This window comes from Pseudobutyrivibrio sp., assembly GCF_015057185.1.
Lineage (GTDB): Bacteria > Bacillota > Clostridia > Lachnospirales > Lachnospiraceae > Pseudobutyrivibrio.
The window spans coordinates 57,815-78,925 of the sequence record NZ_SVEV01000017.1 but is presented as its reverse complement, the minus strand read 5'-3'; the positions used below and the strand labels follow the sequence as shown (position 1 = coordinate 78,925).

The 21,111-nt window shown below is 39.3% G+C and carries 15 protein-coding genes; 11 read left to right on the top strand and 4 right to left on the bottom strand.

The annotated features are described in order from the left end of the window. Positions 1 to 75 precede the first annotated feature (75 nt). Complete coding sequence (locus tag E7276_RS15115; protein WP_334298475.1) at positions 76 to 240, bottom strand: helix-turn-helix domain-containing protein; 165 nt, start codon at positions 238 to 240, stop codon at positions 76 to 78. 158 nt (positions 241 to 398) lie between these two features. On the opposite strand from E7276_RS15115, the gene E7276_RS08520 reads away from it, so the two are divergent. From E7276_RS08520 to E7276_RS08510, 3 genes are all read left to right on the top strand, one after another. Continuing rightward, on the top strand, positions 399 to 1,058 hold the full coding sequence (locus tag E7276_RS08520) for a hypothetical protein (protein WP_294216299.1): 660 nt from the start codon (positions 399 to 401) through the stop codon (positions 1,056 to 1,058). Positions 1,059 to 1,544: 486 nt separating this feature from the next. Beyond that, on the top strand, positions 1,545 to 2,264 hold the full coding sequence (locus E7276_RS08515) for a hypothetical protein (RefSeq protein ID WP_294216296.1): 720 nt from the start codon (positions 1,545 to 1,547) through the stop codon (positions 2,262 to 2,264). A gap of 145 nt (positions 2,265 to 2,409) precedes the next feature. Continuing rightward, positions 2,410 to 3,942, top strand: a complete 1,533-nt coding sequence (locus E7276_RS08510; protein WP_294216293.1) for an alanine/glycine:cation symporter family protein — start codon at positions 2,410 to 2,412, stop codon at positions 3,940 to 3,942. A gap of 14 nt (positions 3,943 to 3,956) precedes the next feature. On the opposite strand, the gene pflA is transcribed toward E7276_RS08510, so the two are convergent. After that, complete coding sequence (gene pflA, locus E7276_RS08505; protein ID WP_294216290.1) at positions 3,957 to 4,691, bottom strand: pyruvate formate-lyase-activating protein; 735 nt, start codon at positions 4,689 to 4,691, stop codon at positions 3,957 to 3,959. Positions 4,692 to 5,087: 396 nt separating this feature from the next. Then, positions 5,088 to 7,346, bottom strand: coding sequence for a formate C-acetyltransferase (gene pflB / locus E7276_RS08500; protein WP_294216287.1), 2,259 nt, complete (start codon positions 7,344 to 7,346; stop codon positions 5,088 to 5,090). A 357-nt stretch (positions 7,347 to 7,703) separates the two neighbouring features. Between pflB and E7276_RS08495 the strand changes: the two genes are divergently transcribed. Continuing rightward, entirely contained in the window at positions 7,704 to 8,273 is a 570-nt protein-coding gene (locus tag E7276_RS08495) for a cytidylate kinase-like family protein (RefSeq protein WP_294216283.1), read from the top strand. A gap of 3 nt (positions 8,274 to 8,276) precedes the next feature. On the opposite strand, the gene E7276_RS08490 is transcribed toward E7276_RS08495, so the two are convergent. Further along, positions 8,277 to 9,158, bottom strand: a complete 882-nt coding sequence (locus E7276_RS08490; RefSeq protein ID WP_294216280.1) for a LysR family transcriptional regulator — start codon at positions 9,156 to 9,158, stop codon at positions 8,277 to 8,279. Between the two features lie 218 nt (positions 9,159 to 9,376). Here E7276_RS08490 and E7276_RS08485 point away from each other — a divergent pair, with 218 nt between their 5' ends. The 7 genes from E7276_RS08485 to E7276_RS08455 all read left to right on the top strand — a co-directional run bounded on the left by E7276_RS08485 (position 9,377) and on the right by E7276_RS08455 (position 21,065). Then, entirely contained in the window at positions 9,377 to 9,616 is a 240-nt protein-coding gene (locus tag E7276_RS08485) for an acyl carrier protein (protein WP_294216278.1), read from the top strand. A 20-nt stretch (positions 9,617 to 9,636) separates the two neighbouring features. After that, positions 9,637 to 10,926, top strand: coding sequence for a thiolase family protein (locus tag E7276_RS08480; protein WP_294216276.1), 1,290 nt, complete (start codon positions 9,637 to 9,639; stop codon positions 10,924 to 10,926). 12 nt (positions 10,927 to 10,938) lie between these two features. After that, positions 10,939 to 11,385, top strand: coding sequence for a Zn-ribbon domain-containing OB-fold protein (locus E7276_RS08475; RefSeq protein ID WP_294216273.1), 447 nt, complete (start codon positions 10,939 to 10,941; stop codon positions 11,383 to 11,385). Between the two features lie 130 nt (positions 11,386 to 11,515). Next, positions 11,516 to 15,790 (top strand): hybrid sensor histidine kinase/response regulator, encoded by a 4,275-nt coding sequence (locus E7276_RS08470; protein ID WP_294216270.1) that lies wholly within the window; start codon positions 11,516 to 11,518, stop codon positions 15,788 to 15,790. A gap of 146 nt (positions 15,791 to 15,936) precedes the next feature. Continuing rightward, positions 15,937 to 16,701 (top strand): response regulator, encoded by a 765-nt coding sequence (locus E7276_RS08465; protein ID WP_294216266.1) that lies wholly within the window; start codon positions 15,937 to 15,939, stop codon positions 16,699 to 16,701. Continuing rightward, on the top strand, positions 16,702 to 18,657 hold the full coding sequence (locus tag E7276_RS08460) for a BglG family transcription antiterminator (protein ID WP_294216262.1): 1,956 nt from the start codon (positions 16,702 to 16,704) through the stop codon (positions 18,655 to 18,657). 200 nt (positions 18,658 to 18,857) lie between these two features. Beyond that, positions 18,858 to 21,065 carry a glycoside hydrolase family 3 N-terminal domain-containing protein gene (locus tag E7276_RS08455; protein ID WP_294216260.1) on the top strand — a complete coding sequence of 736 codons (2,208 nt, stop codon included), beginning with the start codon at positions 18,858 to 18,860 and terminating at the stop codon, positions 21,063 to 21,065. Positions 21,066 to 21,111: the final 46 nt, after the last annotated feature.

Below are 21,111 nucleotides of genomic sequence, written 5' to 3'. Positions count from 1 at the left end.
GTCTTTAGACTCCAGTGCCGGTAACAAGCCCTTATAGGGCTAGAACAAACCACCGGCTAAGCCGGTGGTTTTGATTTATTCAATAAAGGAAACTATATCATTTGGGGTGCAAGAAAGGATTTTGCATAATTTTTCCATGGTTACTAGAGTAATATTTTTATCATGCTTAAGATTATGCAAAGTCTTATTATCAATACCTTGCTTTAGGAGCTGGTATTGAGAAATATTCTTTTCGTCCATTGTTGCCCAAAGTGGCGCGTAGCTAATTATGACAGTATCTCCTAAGATTTTATTTTGTAATTAAATCCTACTAAAGCATGATTGAAATATGTATTGTGGAGATATTCACAATATAATATAATCAGCATAACGGGAGAAAAATAATATGGAGGAGCAAAATGAGTAGTAGAAAAGTCAGAAAAGAAGCAAAAAGACAGCTAGAAGTTGAGAGAGAAAAAGAAAGAATGCAAAAACAAATGGACTATCTTAATACAGAAGAGGGCAGAAAAAGCCAAAAGAGAATCTCTAGAATTGTTGGTATTATAATGATTATTTTAGTGGTTTCTATAGGTGGTTGTACTATAAGCAGTGTGTCAAAGAAGGCAGCTGAAAAGAAAGCACATGATGAAGCTTTGGCTGCAGTTGAAGTATATTTTGATCCAATGGAATACCAAGGTTTATCAGAGGAAGAATTAGTTTCTAAAAAAGGTGAACCAACTAGTATTGAAGAATGGACTTACACAAGGTCTGATAACACACAGTTCCCTGTTAAGACATACTATTACGATAATGAAGCATATGATTATGTATCACAAAGTGATGGAACTACAGAATTAGTTACTATAAGGCTAGATGACGCTGGAATAGATGACCCTGAGGATGCGGACATTGTCAGAGCTTTATTTAATGATAGTGAGCAACATTCAGATACAGAAGTTACTAAGACAACAGGAGCATATAGAATTAAGAAAGCAACATACTATGATTTGTGGATAATTCTTGATGATAATAAGTTGACTACGGTGAATATTAATTTCTTTGAAAATGTATGGGACTAGATAGAATATTTAAAATTTAAGTAGAGTGGGGAGCTGAAGGATTATCACAGGCTAACTAAGATATGCAGATCGTGAGAAATATTGCGATAAGAATTCTTGCAAAAAAGCAATATTTTATCACAAACTAACGAAAGTATGCGATTTGTATTGTAGGTTGCGATAAAATAAGTCGCAAAAAGTAGATTTTTTATCGCAAAGCTACTAGGAGAACGCATAACATCGTGGATTTGCGATAAAATCGTATCCATTTACCTAAAACATTATCGCAAACTGTATATTAAAGGCTATATCTTGGCTGTCTTGTGATAAAAAAGGAAACAACACCTGCCGGTGTTACCTTGAATGGAAGTGCTTCGCACATGAGTTCTTTTTATGATATTTGATTTCAGAAATAACAATCGACCACAAGAATTATATATTTGTACATATATATAGATTGGCGTATAATTGGTCTCGTACTATTTATTAAAGGAGATATGAATTGTTATGAAAAAGCTAATCTATTTAGGGCTCATGCTATGTTTATTGACAGCTTGTGGTTCAGATGATGGTCTTGATGATGAGGCAAAGGAAAATGCTAAATCATTTTCTGAGATTGTTGATGAACACTCTGATAAAGATGAGGAAGTAACTACAGAAGCAGCAGAGGAGACAGAGGAAGTAGAAGAAACTTCTGAGAGCGACGAAGGTGCTGATTTATTCCAGCAGTTTTGCGATGGTAAAATCGATGCTGAGGCTAGATCCTACTATGATGATGCTACATGGACTATGAGTGCTAAGGATTTCATTTTCCCAGGACAGGAAAACGAGGATGCAGATCCAACTATGGAGGTAACTATTGAGGACCCTGTAGATTTGGATAATGATGGTGAAGTTGAGTACATTTTAGACAATGTCTACTATGGCAGCATGTGCTTTGACTGCAAGGATGGAAAAGTAATCTGTTTCGCTCAGGGTGAGGGAACAGCAGCATATTGTTCATACACATACTTTGATGATGCATATTGGATTGTTCACAGTGATACAACTCATAGTGGTAGATGCACATATGAGCTTACAAAGTTCAATGGTGATTTAGAAGTAGTAGATTCATTTACATTCGGTTGGGAAGATTGGGAAGAAGATGGAGAATATTCATACTTCAAGGATGACCAGACAATCACCGAAGATGAGTTCAATGAATTAGAGGAAAAAGTTTTTAATTAATAAAAACAAAAGCATTTTTTTAAAATTAAAAGATAGTTGTTAAAAGGATTTGAAATTTTGAGATTTCAAATCCTTTTTTGCTTTATTTTGGTTGTTGTTGGTGGCAGTGAAAAAAGATATTATGTAAATATAGGGAGGAAAAACAATGGAAACAATATTAAATGTTATCACTGCTGTCTGTGGCAAAATACAGGTAGTATCAGATTTATTCTGGGATTTTCCAACAAATTTTGACTGGTATGCAAACATACCTATTCTCGGAAATTTTTCACTGGCAATTATTCTTTTAATTGGCTCAGGTATTTATTTCTCTATCCGATTAAGATTTATCCAAGTTAGGAAATTTAAAAGAGGAATTGAGGTATTGAAGACTAGCAAGGCAAAAACAGGTATATCGCCACTTGCCTCATTCTTCCTTTCAACTGCAATGCGTGTAGGACCAGGAAATATTCTAGGTGTTACAGGCGCTGTATCTGTAGGTGGACCAGGAGCATTACTTTGGATGTGGATTTCAGCCTTCTTTGGTATGTCTACAGCCTTTGTAGAGTCTACATTATCACAGATTTTCAAGGAGAGAAAAGATGATGAGTATGTAGGTGGCATGGCATTCTATGGACGTCGACTTCTTAAGAATTCTGCTATTGTAGGGGTTGTGCTTTCTCTTATGTACATCATTTATGCATTGCTTTGCTTCCCAGCGCAGGGATTTAACACAGTGTCTGCAATGGGACAAATTGCAAGCATTATCAGCGGTACAGAGCTTCCAACAACACATGCTATTTATTGGATTGGTTTCGTAGTTGTAATTATTGCAACTGTATCAGTTTCATTTGGTGGAACTAAAAAGATTTCAAAGGTAACAGATGTGCTTGTGCCAATTATGGCAATCGTATATGTGCTTACTGTTTTGATTCTCATTGTAATTAATTTTAATAGAATTCCATGGTTCTTCTATGCTGTATTCACAGAGGCATTCAAGCCAGAGGCAGTATTTGGTGGAGCATTTGGAATCGCCCTTATGCAGGGAGTTAAGCGTGGACTTATGTCAAATGAAGCAGGTCAAGGTACTATCACAATGCCTGCAGCAGCATCTGATGCAAATCATCCATGTGATCAGGGATGCGTACAGGCGATTGGAGTTTTTCTTGATACAATTGTTATATGTACATTAACAGGCTTTGTTGTAATCATGGGTCGTGTATGGCTTACAGATGCAGCAGCTGCTTGGTTCGAGCTTGGAAAGCTTCCAAAATATCTTGCATCAGCAGCAGAGCTTACACCTGGCACAGCCTTCAACGCTGTAGTTACTTTGTTGATTTCACTTTGCTTTGGTTTGTTTGCATTTACATGCTTACTTGGATTTATGTCATTCTCAGAAATCTGTGCCAACAGAATCAGCAGAAGCAAGGCATTCATCAATGTTATCCGCGTATTAGATATCATAGTAATTTGCTTTGGAATGCTTACATCAATTGTTGGAATGGATTTGGGAGCACTCTGGGATTTATCAGATTTCGCAAATATCCTAATTGCTTATTGCAACATTCCGCTTTTATACATAGGATTCAAATATGTTAAAAAGGCCCAGTTACATTATGAGAAAGAAGACAATACACCATTTACATCTGATGTAGTGGGAATAGAAGTTAATGTTTGGGACGAGAAAGCTAAAGAATAAAAAAATCCTAGGAGCTAATTGGCTCCTAGGATTTTTTTGGCATTTTCGATACGCTCGGGTGTTGGCGATTCCACACCTTCGAGACGATATGGAATGCCAAGTTCCTGATATTTTGGAACACCAAGAGTGTGGTAAGGAAGTACTTCTACCTTTTCAACAGTCTTGAGAGTATCGATAAATTCTCTAGTACGGCGTAGATAGTCGTCATTATCGCTGCCACCTGGAACTAGCACGTGACGAATCCAAATAGTGACACCCATGTCGGACATTTCTCTAGCCATCTCAAGAATATTTTCATTGCTCACGCCTGTAAGCTCCTTGTGGGCTACAGGATCAATATTTTTAATATCCAAAAGTACAGTATCGGTAAGGCTCATTAGCTCCTTCCATTTACTGTAAAAAGGCTCTTCATGAGTGAAAGGAGCTCCAGATGTGTCAATACAGGTATTTATTCCTTTGGCCTTTGCCTTTCTAAACAAATCCAGTAAGAAATCAATCTGAAGAAGTGGCTCGCCACCACTGACAGTAATACCGCCGCCATTCTTCCAATAAGGCTTAAAACGAAGCGCTTTTTTTAAAAGCTCATCAGCTGTAAACTCCTGGCCTTGCTTCTCCGCCCAAGTCTCCGGATTATGGCAGAACGCACAGCGCATACTACAGCCATTCAGAAAAACTATATATCGCACTCCAGGACCATCCACCGCCCCAAAGCTCTCCAATTTATTGACATATCCTATTATTTCACTCATAACGTACCTCGTATATAATTCCTCGCGCTATAAACATACTATAGTTCATTCGCTGACACGCTTTCGCTCTTGCAGCGCTCATTGCCCTACATAAGAGGCCATCGCAGATGCCCTCTAAGTAGGGATGGCGCTTTATGGTCAGCTTAATGAATTATAGTATATTTATATCGCTTAGTTTTTCTAAAAATAAGCCTTGAGCAATAATATATGTTAGCAACTATAAGACCTTGATGAGCCGTCGTTACTTAGGTGGTGCTATAGCAGCACCTTATGTAACGCAACGAGCGAATAAGAGCGCAAGCGTGTCTATAGTGCTGACATATATTATGCGCAAGGCGTAGGCTAGCCAATACGCTAGGCTAGCCAATACGCTAGGCTAGCCAATGCGCTAGCGGTTTAAAGCGCCTCGTGGCAAGTACGAGAAATTACATCGAGCTGCTGCTCCTTAGTTAAGTCGATGAATTTTACTGCGTAGCCTGATACGCGGATAGTGAAGTTTGCGTACTCTGGCTTCTCTGGATGCTCCATGGCATCGATGAGCTTCTCCTTGCCGAATACGTTGACGTTGAGGTGATGTGCACCTTGATCGAAGTATCCGTCAAGTACGTTTACAAGGTTGTTTGTGCGCTCCTCGTCTGTGTGGCCAAGAGCACCTGGGTTGATTGTCTGTGTATTTGAAATACCATCAAGTGCCTCTTCGTATGGAAGCTTAGCAACAGAGTTGAGGGAAGCGATAAGTCCGTTAACCTCTGCACCGTATGCTGGGTTAGCACCTGGGGATAATGGCTCGCCAGCTGGACGTCCGTCTGGAAGAGCACCTGTAGCCTTACCATAAACTACGTTTGATGTAATTGTAAGGATTGATGTAGTAGGCTCTGAATCTCTGTATGTGTGGATGTGACGAAGCTTGCCCATGAATGTGCGAAGAAGCCAAATAGCGATTTCGTCAGCTCTGTCATCATCGTTACCGTAACGTGGGAAGTCACCTTCGATTTCGAAATCCTTTGCGATTCCGTTCTCGTCACGGATAGCTTTTACCTTTGCGTACTTGATTGCAGAAAGTGAATCTACACAGTGTGAGAATCCTGCAATACCTGTAGCGAATGAACGACGTACGTGTGTATCGATGAGGGCCATCTGGCAAGCCTCATAGTAGTACTTGTCGTGCATGTAGTGAATCATGTTAAGTGTTCCAACATAAAGGTGTGCAAGCCAATCCATCATCTGGTCGAACTTCTTCATAACCTCATCATAGTCAAGGTACTCAGAAGTGATAGGCTTGTACTCTGGTCCAACCTGGTCACCAGATTTTTCATCAACACCACCGTTGATAGCGTAAAGTAAGCACTTAGCAAGGTTTGCACGTGCACCGAAGAACTGAAGCTCCTTACCTGTTTCTGTAGCAGATACACAGCAGCAGATTGAGTAATCATCGCCCCATGTTACACGCATTACATCATCATTCTCGTACTGGATTGAAGATGTAGTAACAGAAATCTTAGCAGCGTACTTCTTGAAGTTTAAAGGCAAGCGGCTAGAGTACATAACTGTAAGGTTTGGCTCTGGTGAAGGTCCCATGTTCTCAAGTGTGTGAAGGAATCTGTAGCAAGTCTTTGTAACCTGGTGACGTCCGTCAAGACCAATACCACCAACCTCAAGAGTAGCCCAAACTGGGTCACCTGAGAATAACTGGTTGTAAGACTCGATACGAGCAAATTTAACCATACGGCACTTCATTGTGAAGTGGTCGATAAGCTCCTGTGCTTCCTGCTCTGTGATGATGCCCTTTGCAAGGTCACGAGAGAAGTAGATATCAAGGAATGTAGAAACGCGTCCTACTGACATAGCAGCACCGTTCTGAGTTTTGATAGCTGCAAGATAACCGAAGTATAACCACTGAACAGCTTCCTTAGCTGTACCAGCTGGCTTAGAAATATCGATGCCGTAAATAGCAGCCATTTCCTTCATGCCCTTAAGTGCATTAATCTGATCTGTAATTTCCTCACGAAGCTGGAAGTCATAACGTCTCATACCCTGACGCTCTGTAGCTACAAAATCTGCTTGCTTTTTCTCGATAAGATAATCGATACCGTAAAGAGCTACACGACGGTAGTCGCCGACGATACGTCCACGTCCGTATGTATCAGGAAGACCTGTAAGAATTTTATTGTGACGGGCTTTCTTCATCTCTGGTGTGTAGATGTCGAATACACCCTGATTGTGTGTTTTGTGATATTTAGTAAAGATTTCATGAAGCTTTTCACTAGGCTCATAACCATACATTCTGCATGACTGCTCAGCCATTGTGATACCGCCGAATGGCATAAAGGCTCTTTTAAGAGGCTTGTCTGTCTGAAGACCAACAATCTGCTCTAAGTCCTTTGTTTCCTCTGAAATGTAACCTGCACCATGTGAAGTAAGTGAAGAAACGATGTCAGTATCCATATCAAGTACGCCACCCTTTGCACGCTCAGCTGCCTGAAGCTCCTGAAGCTTGCCCCAAAGAGTATTAGTAGCGTCTGTTGGACCTGCTAAGAAAGATTCATCACCATCATATGGTGTGTAGTTTTTTTGGATGAAGTCGCGGACATCAATATTGTCTCTCCAAACACGGCCTTCAAATCCATCCCATTGCTCGAAATTGTGATTTGCCATTATAAATCCCTTTCTAACATTATAAAAAATAAGTGGTTGTCTATTTCTAGTTCTAAAAAACTACAAATAAACAAAGTTACAACAATTGGCTAGCTGGGGTCTTGTTAAACACAACTTATGGACAGTTAGTAGCGCCTAACACACTAGCTGTTGTATACTATACCATAAGTCTGACAAAAAAATATCAATGTATCTCATTAAGTACATAATTGTGACGTTTTTACATTAAAACATTTAATGCGGGAATTATCTGAGAAGGCCAAAAATGTGAAGGAATTGTGAGAAAATTTTAAGTAGCCATCAGGCATTCTGTTTGATAAAATAAGTTTATAAACTGGAGAGAGGGGGCTCTTTTATATGTATGACTATATTGCTATAGAACGTAAATATGGCAGTGGTGGACATTCGATTGCTGCTGAGCTGGCTAAGCGATTAGGATATCGTTTGTACGACAGAGGAGTTGTTGTTGAAACTTGTAAGAGAATGGGTTTGCCTTATGACCAAGTGTCAGGAATGGATGAGCAGACCCCAGTAAAAGCAATTTTTAAGGCACCTGGCGAGCATCTTTCATTGGAAGAACAGATTTACAACACAGAGGTTAGCATTATTAAAGAGGCTGCTGAACAACCAGGTTGTGTATTTGTTGGACGCTGTGCAAGTGAGATATTAAAGGACAAAAAGGTTCTCAAGGTATTTATCACAGCTGATACAGATTATAGAATGGATCGTTCTATTTCCGTTGAAAAGAATGAGCCAGACAAGGCTGAAGAAGTTATGAATAAGTTCGATAAGAAACGTGAGAAATTCTTCACCACACACTCTGGTCAGAAATGGGGTTCTCCAGAGTACTTTGATTTGATTATCAATTCAGGTAATGTAGGTGTTGATGCGGCTATAGCACTACTCGAGGCAGCAGCAAAGGCATAATGCCTACTGCAGCGCCTGCTTTATAAAGTACAAATAATCCTCAGCTAGAGGATTTAGGCATTTGGTGTTGTCCCAAATAGCTACATAATGTGAAGCAAAATCTAGCTTACAAGATGCATTGTGATTGGAATCTAAAAGAGAATTCCATTCGCTGGCGATGGTGAAGCAGCGACCAGAACGAAGGAACAATTCTACCGAATCCATGCTGTCTAGGTACATTATTTCTACTGGGGTAGTTCCAAGCAATTCTTTTAAAATTGAAATATATTTATCTTTAAGGACATTAGGCAAATTCTTTGGAAGGAATAGCGTAGTGTCCTTAATTTTTTGCATATCTGTCTGCTCTGTGGCAAATCCAGGATGTTTTTTGTTTGCAACTAAATAATGAGGTATAGCCTGCTTAGTGAGCTGCAAATGCTTATAGCTTTTTAACGCATCTGCAAACTCTTCCTGACAAATGACTATTTCACCATTTTCAATTGATTTCTCAAACTCAGAGGCCTCAATGAAATTAGGAAAATGATGAAAATTTGGATGCTTGAGCATGTAGTTGCCAGTTGCTTCAACTATCACATCTGGAGTTCTGATGCCTCTCAAGAAGTTGATAATTAGAGGACTTTCTGTAGCCTTTAGATTAATAGCTGCAATTGTATCGTTATAAATATTTCTACACTTTTTTAGTCCATTAAAATAAATCTTACCTGCTTCGGTAAGAGTAATATTGCGTTTAACCGAACGGTCGAAAAGCTTTATACCAAGGTCGTCCTCTAAAGAATTAATGTGTCTTGTGACGGCAGGCTGGGAAATGAAGAGCTCTTCGGCTGTTTTTGTGTAATTTAAGGTTTCTGCTAGATTTAAAAAGCAGGTGATGTCTTGTAGTGTCATGGCCCCTCCTGTGTACGGGAAGACTCAGCCATTGTATATTGCCGGTGGCAATGGGCTGAGTCGTGGCAGACAGGCAACTCTCGCAAGCGGGTCCTTCCTGCCTGCTCTTATTATACCATTTTTGTTATAACGAATCCAGTATCGGTATTAGAAACAGGACCTCCAGGGCATTATCATTTAGATAGTAAGTAAAGGTCATTTCTAAGGAGGATTTTATTATGACAAGAGAAGAGTTAGTAGCAAATTTAATCGAGTTTGCAGCACTTGCATTTAAGGTAGATGCTAGCACACTTTCAGAGGATACAAATCTTAATGAGCTTGGAACATCTTCAGTTCAGCGTGTAGCTATGTCAGCTTCAATCGAAAATGAGTATGACGTTATGATTCCAGTTGCTCGTTTTGGAAACTTTGAGACAATCGGAAAGCTTGCTGATTTCGTATTAGAAGAAGCAGAGTAAAAATATAAGGGGAAAATAAAATGGTACATAATGTTAAATTAGGAAAAAACTTAAGAAGTGTTTCCATTGTAGGTATCGGTGCAACACCATTTATGAATACTATTACAAATAAGACATATCATGGTATTACAAATGGTGAGCTTTTTGGTCATGCAGCACTTGATGCTATGAAGGATGCTCACATTGAGCCAAGAGATGTTCAGTATTTCTTCCATGGTTCAGCAAATCCACATGTAATGTTTCACGCTATCACTCCAAACCTTCAGGTTGCTGATTGGTTTGGTATGAGAGGAAAGGGTTCTATCTCTCATTCAGAGGGCTGCTGTACAGGATATATTGCTCTTGAAGAGGCTGTTTTTGCAGTAGCATCAGGAGCTTATGATATTGTACTTACTGGTGCCTGTGATATGGGTACAGGTATGCCTGATGGCAATACACCAGATCACATGAGAGTTGAGCTTTCAACAGAAGTTCTTTTCCCAGATTTGGATTCTATTTTCGATAGAGCCTATGGTCGCTACTTAGGCGGTGGACCAGGAATGAACCACGACGACTGGATCAACTTATATGCTCATGAAAATAACCTTACACCAGATCAGATTGATGATGTTTTAAATCACCAGTCTTATCATATGAGACGTGCAGGTGCTCTTTGTCCACGTGCTATCCGTCGTACAACATTTGACGATATGGCAAAAGAGGCTGGATATGATGATGTTTGGGAATTCATGAAGAGCCCACACAATCCAAAAATGACACAGTACCTAAGAACCAGCTCAGATTCTTGCGTAGCTGATGGTGCAGCAGCATGTATCGTTGTTCCAACTGAGATTGCACATGAGTTTACAGACAAGCCAGTAGAGGTGCTTGCAACTGGTGCATCAGTACTTGATGCTATCGTTCCACACCTTGAGAAAAAGGCTACAGCCGAGGCTGCTCGTCAGGTATTTGAAGCAACAGGTCTTACAGCTGATGATATGGACCTTGTAATGGTAAATGACTTTATCGGCTCTTCTGCATTCCTTGCAGCAGAGGAAATTGGGTACCTTCCAAAGGGTGAAGGCTGGAAATATGTTCTTGATGGACGTACAGCATTTGATGGAGACAAGCCAATTAATACAAACGGTGGTCGTACATCTTATGGTCATGCCTTTGGTGCATCAGGCCTTGCAGATATATTTGAAGCAGTTACACAGATGCGTGGTGAGGCTGGACTCCGCCAGGTTAAAAAGCTTCCAAAGCACGTATTCTTACGTGGATTTGGTGGCGCGCAGAATGTCCGTGCTACTATTCTTAGAGCAGGATTTTAAGGAGGAGTAAAAATGGATAATTTAAATACAATCAAAACTGAAGACTTCTGGAATCCTGAGCACATTGTTGAAAAATTCTGGAATGGTCTTGCAGAAGGAAAAGTTTACGGCAGAAAATGTAAGGAATGTGGTGCTATTGAGTTTCCACCACACCTTGCATGTAATGAATGTGGATACCACGAGACAGAGTGGGTAGAGCTTAGCGGAAAAGGTACACTTAAAAGCTTCGTATTTACAGGTATTTTAAATGCTCGTCTTGAGCTTGAAGACAAGGGTGTTAAATACGTTTGCGGTGAGGTTCAGTTAGAAGAAGGACCATCTATCAATGCAATAATACTGGGTATCTCAAAGAAAAAGGGTAGAGAGATTGAGCCAAAGCTTCCTCTTCCTGTAAAGCCAGTGTTCTTTGACATGGGTAGATACACTACTCTTTTCTTTGAGCTTGACGAAGAAAACTAAATAAGCAATCATCGTTTTTCTCATTTCATATGGACAGACAGAAGGAAATAAGCCTTTTGTCTGTTCATTTTTTTTTCATTATGTGATGTTATAATACCCAGAATGGGAGGAATATGGCGGGAGGTTTGTATTGAGAGGGAAAAGCTTAAAATGGGATCACTGTGTAGGTGGTACTTACCCGGGTATTCTTACTGCAGTTCTTAAGAAGAGAATAAAATTGATAGCTTTGCTGTGTTTGATAGGCCAGATGAGCCTTATTACATATGCAAATGCTGATGAAACACAAACATACGATTCATATGGTGGCGGCTATGCTATATCTGGGCAAATCTCAGGAGTAGGATATTCCACTGAAAATTATGATGCTTCAAATGAACTACCTACCTCTGATGTTATGAGCGTATTAGGTAGCACAGACGGACATATTTGGATAGGTGGATACAGTGGTGTCATTCGATATGATGGAATTAACTTTGAACAGTTAAGCAACGATAATGGTCTAACCAGTGCTCGTGGCATGTTTGAAGATAGCTTAGGACGAATCTGGATAGCCACAAATGACAGTGGAGTGGTAATGATAGATGGGAATACGCGGCGCCAGTACACTTACGTTGATGGTTTACCAACATTATCTATTCGTTCATTTGATGAGGATTCCGAAGGCAATATTATTGTTGGAACCACTTCTGGCCTTTGCTATGTAGATACAGAATTGAAAATGCATCCTATAGAAAATCAACGACTATCAAGTGAAAGAATTCTTAGACTTTCTGCAGATAGCACAGGTGATGTTTACGGTCATACATCAAGCGGACTGATTTTCTTGGTAGAAAATTGCCAGATAACAAGGATTTGTAGTAGTGAAAAAATAGGAATTGGTCATATTTCTACGATTTTGGCTGATCCTAATAACCCTGGCAAAGTATATTTGGGTACAGATGAAGGATATGTTTACTATGGTCAATTTGGAGATTTAAAACCAGATTTAGAGCAAATTGATATAGCGCCAATAGATGGAGTTCATTGGCTTAATTACGCTTGTGACAGAGTGTGGGTTTCTTCTACCAGCAAAATTGGCTATATAGATGAGAATAATATAATAAATGTTGTAGATGTAAATTTTGATAGTGGAATCGAGATGGTAACATCAGATTATCAGGGAAATATTTGGGTCGCTTCATCTACTCAGGGAGCAATGAAGATTGTGTCAAACAATTATATTAACCTGAGTGAAAAAGCTGGTCTAAGCAACGAAGTTACAAATGCTACCTGTGACTGTGGTGGAAAGCTATACATTGGCACGGATAAGGGCCTACAGATTCTAACAAGAGATGGAGTTATAACTGATGATCCACTAATTGAATACATGGGAGATTGCAGAATTCGTTGTATACAAAAAGACGATAATGGCAATTTATGGCTGGCCACCTATAACCAAGACAAAGGAGTAGTATGCCTTTTGGCGGATGGCACAATAAAGGGCTTCACCATTGAAGATGGATTGCCAAGTAATCAGATAAGATGTATTTCCTTTACATCAGATGGACGAGTATTAGTTGGAACCAGTGATGGCCTGGGAATCATTAAGGATGGACAGGTTATCAAAAAAATGGGAGCTGGTGAAGGACTTGATACTACGGTAGTCCTTTCTGTTCAGGAAATGCCAGATGGGGCTATTTGGGTAGCCACAGATGGCGATGGAATCTATATTATTAGGGAAAAACTAGTGACTCATCTAACAGTATTTAATGGCCTATCCAGTGATGTAGTTACAAAAATCATCAGGGATGATGTTCATGAAGTTACATGGCTAATCACATCCAATACTATCCAGGTTGTAAAGAATGGAGAAATTACAAATATCTCTTCCTTTCCATATAACCATAATTATGACATTTATTTTGATGACAATAATAAGGCTTGGATTTTATCTTCCTTTGGAATATTTGGTGTAGATGCTGATGAGCTTTTAAACGATACCATAACTGATATTGTGACTGATAATATCGAAAACGGTTTGCCTTATGGACTTACAAATTGCTTGTATTATGGTGTGGATGAAGACGGGTTCGTTTATATTCCTGGCCGCAATGGAACAATAAAGGTTAATTTCAATAATTACTTTAAGGATTACTGCCAGATAAAAATGGGTATTCATAGCGTTTATTGTGATGATAAGCTGATTGAACCAGATGAGGATGGTGTATATAATTTGCCAGCTACAGATGGTCGTATCCAGATTTATCCTTCTGTTATGGATTACACAACAATAAATCCAACAATAAGAATGTATTTGGATGGCAGAAAAGAAGGAGGCGTAACTACTCAAATGCGCGATTTATCAGCACTTGAATATACCTCATTGCCTTATGGTAATTATACTCTTCATTTACAGGTGCTTGAGGATGGCACGGAGAATGTCTTACAGGAAGCAACCTTTGAATTTGAAAAAGCGCCAATGCTTGGAGAATTGATGTTAACAAAAATTATCGCTGCTATTCTTGTGGCGCTCTTAACAGGTGTTTTGGTATGGAGAATCATGCGCTCAACTGTCATCGAACGTCAGTATGCAGAGATTACAAAAGCAAAAGAGGATGCTGAGAGAGCTAATTCTTCAAAGTCTAGATTCCTTGCAAATATGTCTCACGAAATCAGAACACCTATTAATACCATCATGGGTATGAATGAGATGGTACTGCGTGAGGATGCCACTGGTGTGCCAAAGGATTATTTCCTTGCCATGATGAACTATTCCTTTGACATTAGAAATGCCACTGAATCTCTTCTTGGATTAATCAATGACCTTTTGGACATTTCTAAAATTGAATCAGGAAAAATGCATCTTGTGGAGCAGGAATATGATGTTCAGGAAATGCTTCGCTCAATTGTATCAATGATTCGTGTGCGAAGTATTGAAAAAGAGCTGACCTTTGATGTAGTTGTAGATGAAATTATGCCTAAACGTCTTTATGGCGATATGGGAAAAATAAAGCAGATTGTTCTTAATATCTTAACAAATGCGGTGAAATACACTGAAAAGGGTGGCTTCATTTTGAATGTATCAATGGATACGAGAAATAACGATGTCTGCAATATTCGTTATTCCGTTAAGGATACAGGTATGGGTGTAAAAGAAGAGGATTTGGAAAAGCTTTTCACAGCCTATGAACGGTTGGACGAAGAGCGTAACAGTGGAATTCAGGGAACTGGCCTTGGTCTTGATATCTCTCGAAGATTTGCAGAACTCATGGGTGGAAAGCTATGGTGCGAAAGTGTTTATGGAGAGGGCTCAGAGTTTATTCTTACTGTTGACCAAAAGATTATTGATCCATCGCCAATAGGAGTATTCATGGAACATGATGATGCAGCAGCTAGTGGACCTTATGTTCCACAGTTTATCGCTCCAGATGCTGATATCCTAGTAGTTGATGATAATCCTATGAACCTTAGTATTATTAAGGGATTGCTAAAAGCCACTCAAGTATTTGTTACTACATCTTCTAACGGTGCTGATGCAATTGAAAAGATTCGTGATAATCATTTTGATGTTGTTCTTTTGGATCACATGATGCCAAACATGGATGGAATAGAAACCTTAGAGCATATTCGTGAGTTTGCACCAGATTTACCAGTATATGCTTTGACTGCAAATTCTACAGCTGGCGAAGAATTCTATAAATCAAAGGGATTTAATGGTTATCTTTCAAAGCCAGTTGACAGTAAGGTTCTGGAGAAAACTATCCTTAGACATCTTCCAGCGTCAATGGTTAGAACAAATGAGGAGACTGAGGCCAAGGAAGAGTTAAAAGAGCTTCCTGAAAACATGTTGTGGATAAACGACACTGAAGGAATCACAGTTGATGAAGGCGTAAAGAATTCTGGTGGAATAGAAGGCTTTATATTTGCATTGGATTTGTTCTATGACACTATTGATGCTAATGCAAAGGTTATCTCAGAAGCTTACGAAGAAGGGGATATTAGGCTTTATACAATAAAGGTCCATGCTCTCAAGAGCTCTTGTAGAATAATTGGAGCAAGCAAGCTGTCTGAAGAGGCTGCCTTATTAGAGGATGCCGGCAAACGAAACGACATAGAATATATTGATGGTCATAATCATGAATTCCTTCAAGGATACCTTGAATTTAAAGAAAAGCTTAAGGGTATTAAGGGAGCTATGGCAGCTGACGAGGATAAAGAGCCTATTTCCGAGGATGAATTGGCAGATGCTTATGAAGCTCTAAAGGAAGTAATTCCACAGATGGATTTCGATGCAGTTCAGATGATAGTGGATGGACTTTTGGAATACAAATTGCCTGAAAAGGATACAGAGCGAATTTATGATCTTTCTAAAATGCTGAAGATGTTTGACTGGGATGCAATGGAAGAATGGTTGAAGGAATGCTGATAGGCTGCTTTCATTAATGGTTACATCTAGGCTATTTCTATAGGATAAAAAATGATATAATCAAAATAGCAATGAGTGGGTAATAATAGTAAACGTAGGGCATTAAGGACTAAGGAGATTTTTAGATTCCTTTTTTGGAGGTTTTTATGGGACAGAATAAAAATTTAATTATCGGGGAGAAGGAATCTTTTATCATTAGAGTTCTTCTTAAAAAGCTTGCAGATGCAGACATTGATGTTGTTTTTACAACTATGGATTTAAATAAAATCCATGAGGTATGGAATGATGTTGCCCTTGTCACTTTCTATATGGAAAAGGACGAGAGCCTTCCTGACGATATCAAAACCTATCTCGTTGATAATTTGGAAAATGATGACAAAAAGATGATTCTCATAGGAGAATCTGTTGATAATGAACGTATGGCAGAGGTTATCCCTGGCCATCTGATTTATCAGAAATTGCCAAGACCTTTGGACTATGACGCTTATATTTCTTGTGTAAACAAATACAATAGCCAGATTACATCTGGTGAATTAAAAAAGAAAATACTTATCGTTGATGATGATCCAAACTACATGAGTCTAGTCCGTGAGTGGATGGTGGCAGATTACAAGGTTTCTATGGTTACCTCTGGTTTGCGTGCTATTAAATGGCTGGCTGAAAATAAAGCAGATTTGATTTTGTTGGACTATGAGATGCCTGTTACCTCGGGACCTCAGGTTCTAGAAATGCTCAGAGCAGACGAGGAGACAAAGGATATTCCTGTTATCTTCCTTACTGGAAATGATAGCAAGGAAAGTGTAATGTCAGTTGTTGAGTTGAAACCACAGGGCTATTTCCTTAAGACAATGCCTAAGGATGAGTTCTTGAACAAGATTAAAATATTTTTCATACAGCAGGATGAGGCTTAAATGTACAAGGTAAACATACCATCTAGAGAGAAGAAAATATTATCGATTTTAAACGCCAAGCATGGGATAGTTACAGGCAAGGAACTATCTACTCAGATTGGCGTTAGTGAACGTACTATCAGAAGTGACATAAGTCATATAAATTCAGCCTTAAATGGTGACGACATTCAAGTCGTTGCCGTTCATGGCAAGGGCTACACCATTCAGGTGGGCGACAGAGCTACTCTGCTTGAAGTATTCTCAGAGGAACAGAACTACATAACAAAGGAAGACCGACTGACAGCTTTATTACTAAAGCTTTTGCGCCATGACGATTGGTATGATATCGGCGATTTAGAAGACGAGATGTTTGTCAGCAATACAACCTTGGAAAAGGATATCAAAATCCTTAACAAAAACATCTTTGAACAGCACCCATATCTTAAAATTGAGCGTAAAGGAAACTGTGTCAGATTAGCAGATGAGGAGCAAAAAAAGAGAGATTTGCTCACTCGTTTTTATGCAAAAAATTGGGATTATGATTCTAAGGAAGGCATTGTTCTTAAGCAGGATGAATTTGGAGAAGACCTGCTAAATGAAATTCAAAATCATATTAGAACAGTATTTTTGGCATCCCAAACCCATTTAGATGATTATGCATTTATATATCTGACTCTAAGCATTGCGGTAATGCTTTTTAGAGTAAATAATGGTCATGAGCTTACAGAATGCCAGTCCAACTGGGAAATTGATGAGGATGTTAAAAGGGTTTTGGATTGCCTTGCCCAGGCTCACAGCATACAGCTGAACCAAAGTGAATACTGCTATATCTCTCAGATTAAAAAGCAGCTAGTATTCCTATGTCTCAAAACCTATTCTAAAAACTATGTATTAAACAATACGGATATACGTTGCCATGAAATAGTAAATGAACTTCTTGCAGATTTACTACGTATATACGGAATTGATTTTACAGAGGATGACAAATTATTCGTTGACCTTACCAGACACGTACAGGCCTTAGTAAGTGGTATCGTGGCACCTCATTTACAGAACCATGTTTTAGGAGATGAGCTTCGCAAAAAGAATCCATTCTTAGGTGATATAGCCCATTACATGAAGAATCGTTTGTCGGAAAAATGCCAAATCGCATTAGGACGAGAAGAAGAGGACTACCTACTGCCATTTATTATGCTTGCCGAGGAAGCTAGATACAAAAAGAAGCGTGGAGAGGGCATACCAACTGCAGTGGTTAGTCATTACAATGAGAGCATGACCCACTACCTAATGGAGACGCTCCACCGCCACTATGGAGGTATCCTCAAATTAGATGGTCCTTACGCCATGTATGACAAGGAGCAGATCAAGAAGGACGAAATCCGTCTCATACTATCCACAGTAAAAATGGAAGCCCTAAAGAAATACTTCAACACTCCAGTTCTTACAGTGTCGCCTCTTATAGATGAAAATGATCAGGCAAGTATTGATCTTTACCTGACAAGCTTAAAAGATCATTATTTATATAAAGTGCCAAGTAAACAAATGGAAGAATACTTCCGGAAGGATTTGTGTTATAAGCTCCCAGACAAAAGTAACCTTACATCAGCAATAAGTTATATAGAAAATAGACTCAAGCAGGAATTGGACCTTAAACAGTTTAAAGCATTTGATTTAGAAGAGCAGTATTACTGTAGTCTTTCAAACGGATTCCTTTTCTGCTATCAGATTTGTAATGAAATTAGGGAAACTGTAGTCAGTCTGGTAGATCTTGGAAAGGATCTATCTAGTAAACATAGGCGTAATATTAAAACAGTTATGTACATGCTCATGCCTCAAAGTGAGATGCACACACTTGGTTGGTTCTATTATATGGCTATGGCACTTGCATGGTATCCACATGAATTAAAATCCGTTTTTGATGGGACATCGGTTGAGGATTTATCTATTAATATTAGTAGAGGACTAGAAAAAAAATAATTCCATGTATTTACCTTTAATAATTTAGGACTTACAAAGCTTAATAACTTTGTAAGTCCTTTTTATATTGGAAAGAACGCAGCGTATTTTAGTCCTACCTTATCTTAAAATTGTACTATATATATTACAATAATAATATTGAGCTCATAAAATGGTCAAGTTATACTTTGTTTAGTAAGAAAATTCAGGGGGTTATTGAAATGAAGTTAACAACTGAACAGAAAAAATTTATAGATGAATTATTAGAAAAAATGACACTTGAGGAAAAGGTTGGCCAGCTCAATTTGGAATCGCCTTCTATTGTAGGCGGATTTGATGTTCCATTTGAGGAATTAATTGAGATGCTAACAGATGGCAGAATTTCTCAAGAGGAATTCGGAAAAATCATGGCTACCGCAGAAAGAGATTATCATGAAGATGATATTAGAGCTGGCATGGTAGGCGCTCTTATGGGAAATGATCCAATTAAGGCCAACGAACTCCAAAAGATTGCAGTAGAGGAGTCTCGACTTGGTATTCCTCTTCTTATGGGATTTGATGTAATCCATGGTCTTAGAAGCGTATTTCCAATTGCAATTGCCGAGGCAGGCAGCTTTGATGATGATTTGATGGAGCGCACTGCGCAGATGGCAGCTAAAGAATCAAGAGCATACGGTATAAACTGGAATTTTGCGCCTATGCTTGATGTGGCAAGAGACTCTAGATGGGGCAGGGTTTCTGAAGGCCCAGGTGAGGACCCATTCCTTGCAAGCAGATTTGCTAGAGCAAAAATCAAGGGACTTCAAAACAACAATGAGAATGTAGACAGCTATGTTGCAGCCTGCACAAAGCATTATGTTGCATACTCAGCCTGTGAGGCAGGTCGTGACTACAACACAACCACAATGTCCACAACCCAGCTTTACAATGTATATCTTCCAACCTTCAAGGCAGCAATGGAAGAGGGGGCATGTTCTGCTATGGCTTCCTTCAATGACTTGAATGGAGTTCCTTGTACAGTAAATTCATACACTTTAAGAGACATTCTCAAGGGGGAATTTGGCCTGGAAGGATTTGTTGTAAGTGATGCAAATGGAATTCGTGAATGCGTAACTCATGGTATAGCAGAGGATGATGTGGATGCTGGAATTCAGGCATTAAATGCTGGCCTAGATATGGACATGGGCACAAGAATCTTCTACAACCATATTGCAAAGGCTGTAAAGGATGGCAAGGTTTCAATGGAAACGGTTGATGATGCAGTCAGAAGAATCCTTAGTGTAAAGGTATGGCTGGGATTATTTGAAAATCCATATGTGGATGAGGCGACTATCGAAGCATACAAAGAGAGCCTTCCAGTAGAGCATATTGCTCTTTGCCAGGAAGCTGCTGAAAAATCAATCGTATTACTTAAAAACGAAGACAAGCTTCTTCCACTTAACAAAGCAAATAAGATAACTCTTGTAGGCGAACTTGCAGATAGACCTGATGAGGTAGTTGGTGCATGGTCACTTGCATGGGAAAAGGATGATTGTGTTTCAATCAAGGCAGGACTTGAGGCCGCAGGTGCAAAATTTGAGTATTATCCTGTATGTGGTCCAGAAGGTGAGCTTAATTCTGAAGAATTGAAGGCCGCTATAGATGCAGATTCTGATATCGTAATTGCGGTAGTTGGCGAATACACAAGTATGAGCGGCGAAGCGTCATCAAAAGCTGATATTACACTTCCAGGACACCAGCAGGAAATGCTTAAAAAGCTTGTGGCTTCCGGTAAGAAGGTAGTTGCAGTGCTTATGAACGGTAGACCTCTTGCCCTTGGATGGGAATCAGAAAAGCTCTCTGCAATTATCGAGGGATGGCATCTTGGAATTCAGATGGGAAATGCTATCACAAAGGTAATCTTTGGTGAAGTTAATCCATCAGGAAAGCTCGCAAGCACATTTTCATCAGTAAATGGTCAGGAGCCACTTTATTACAATCATCCAAACACCGGTCGTCCAGGTTCAAAGAGCAAATTCACATCTAAATATTTAGATGCACCTATTGAGCCATGCTTCCCATTTGGATATGGTTTATCTTATACCACTTTTGAATATAGTGACTTAAAGCTCACAGAGACAGCTGATGAAATAAAGGCTACATTTACTCTTAAAAACACAGGGAATGTGGCTGGTACAGAGGTTACACAGCTTTACATGCAGGATGTGACAGCAAGCCTGGTTCGTCCAGTTAGAGAGCTCAAGAATTATGCAAGAGTTGAACTTAATTCTGGCGAGGAAAAGCAGCTTACACTTTCACTTCGTAAATGCGATATGGGCTTCTATAATAACGCCGGTAAGTACATATGCGAGGATGGCTTATTCCGTATATACGTAGGTGGTAATTCAAGAGATACTCTTGAAGAGGAAATCCGAATTCAGTTTAAATAAATGTTATAAGTGGCAGAGTCTTTCTGCCACTTATTTTGCTATAAGG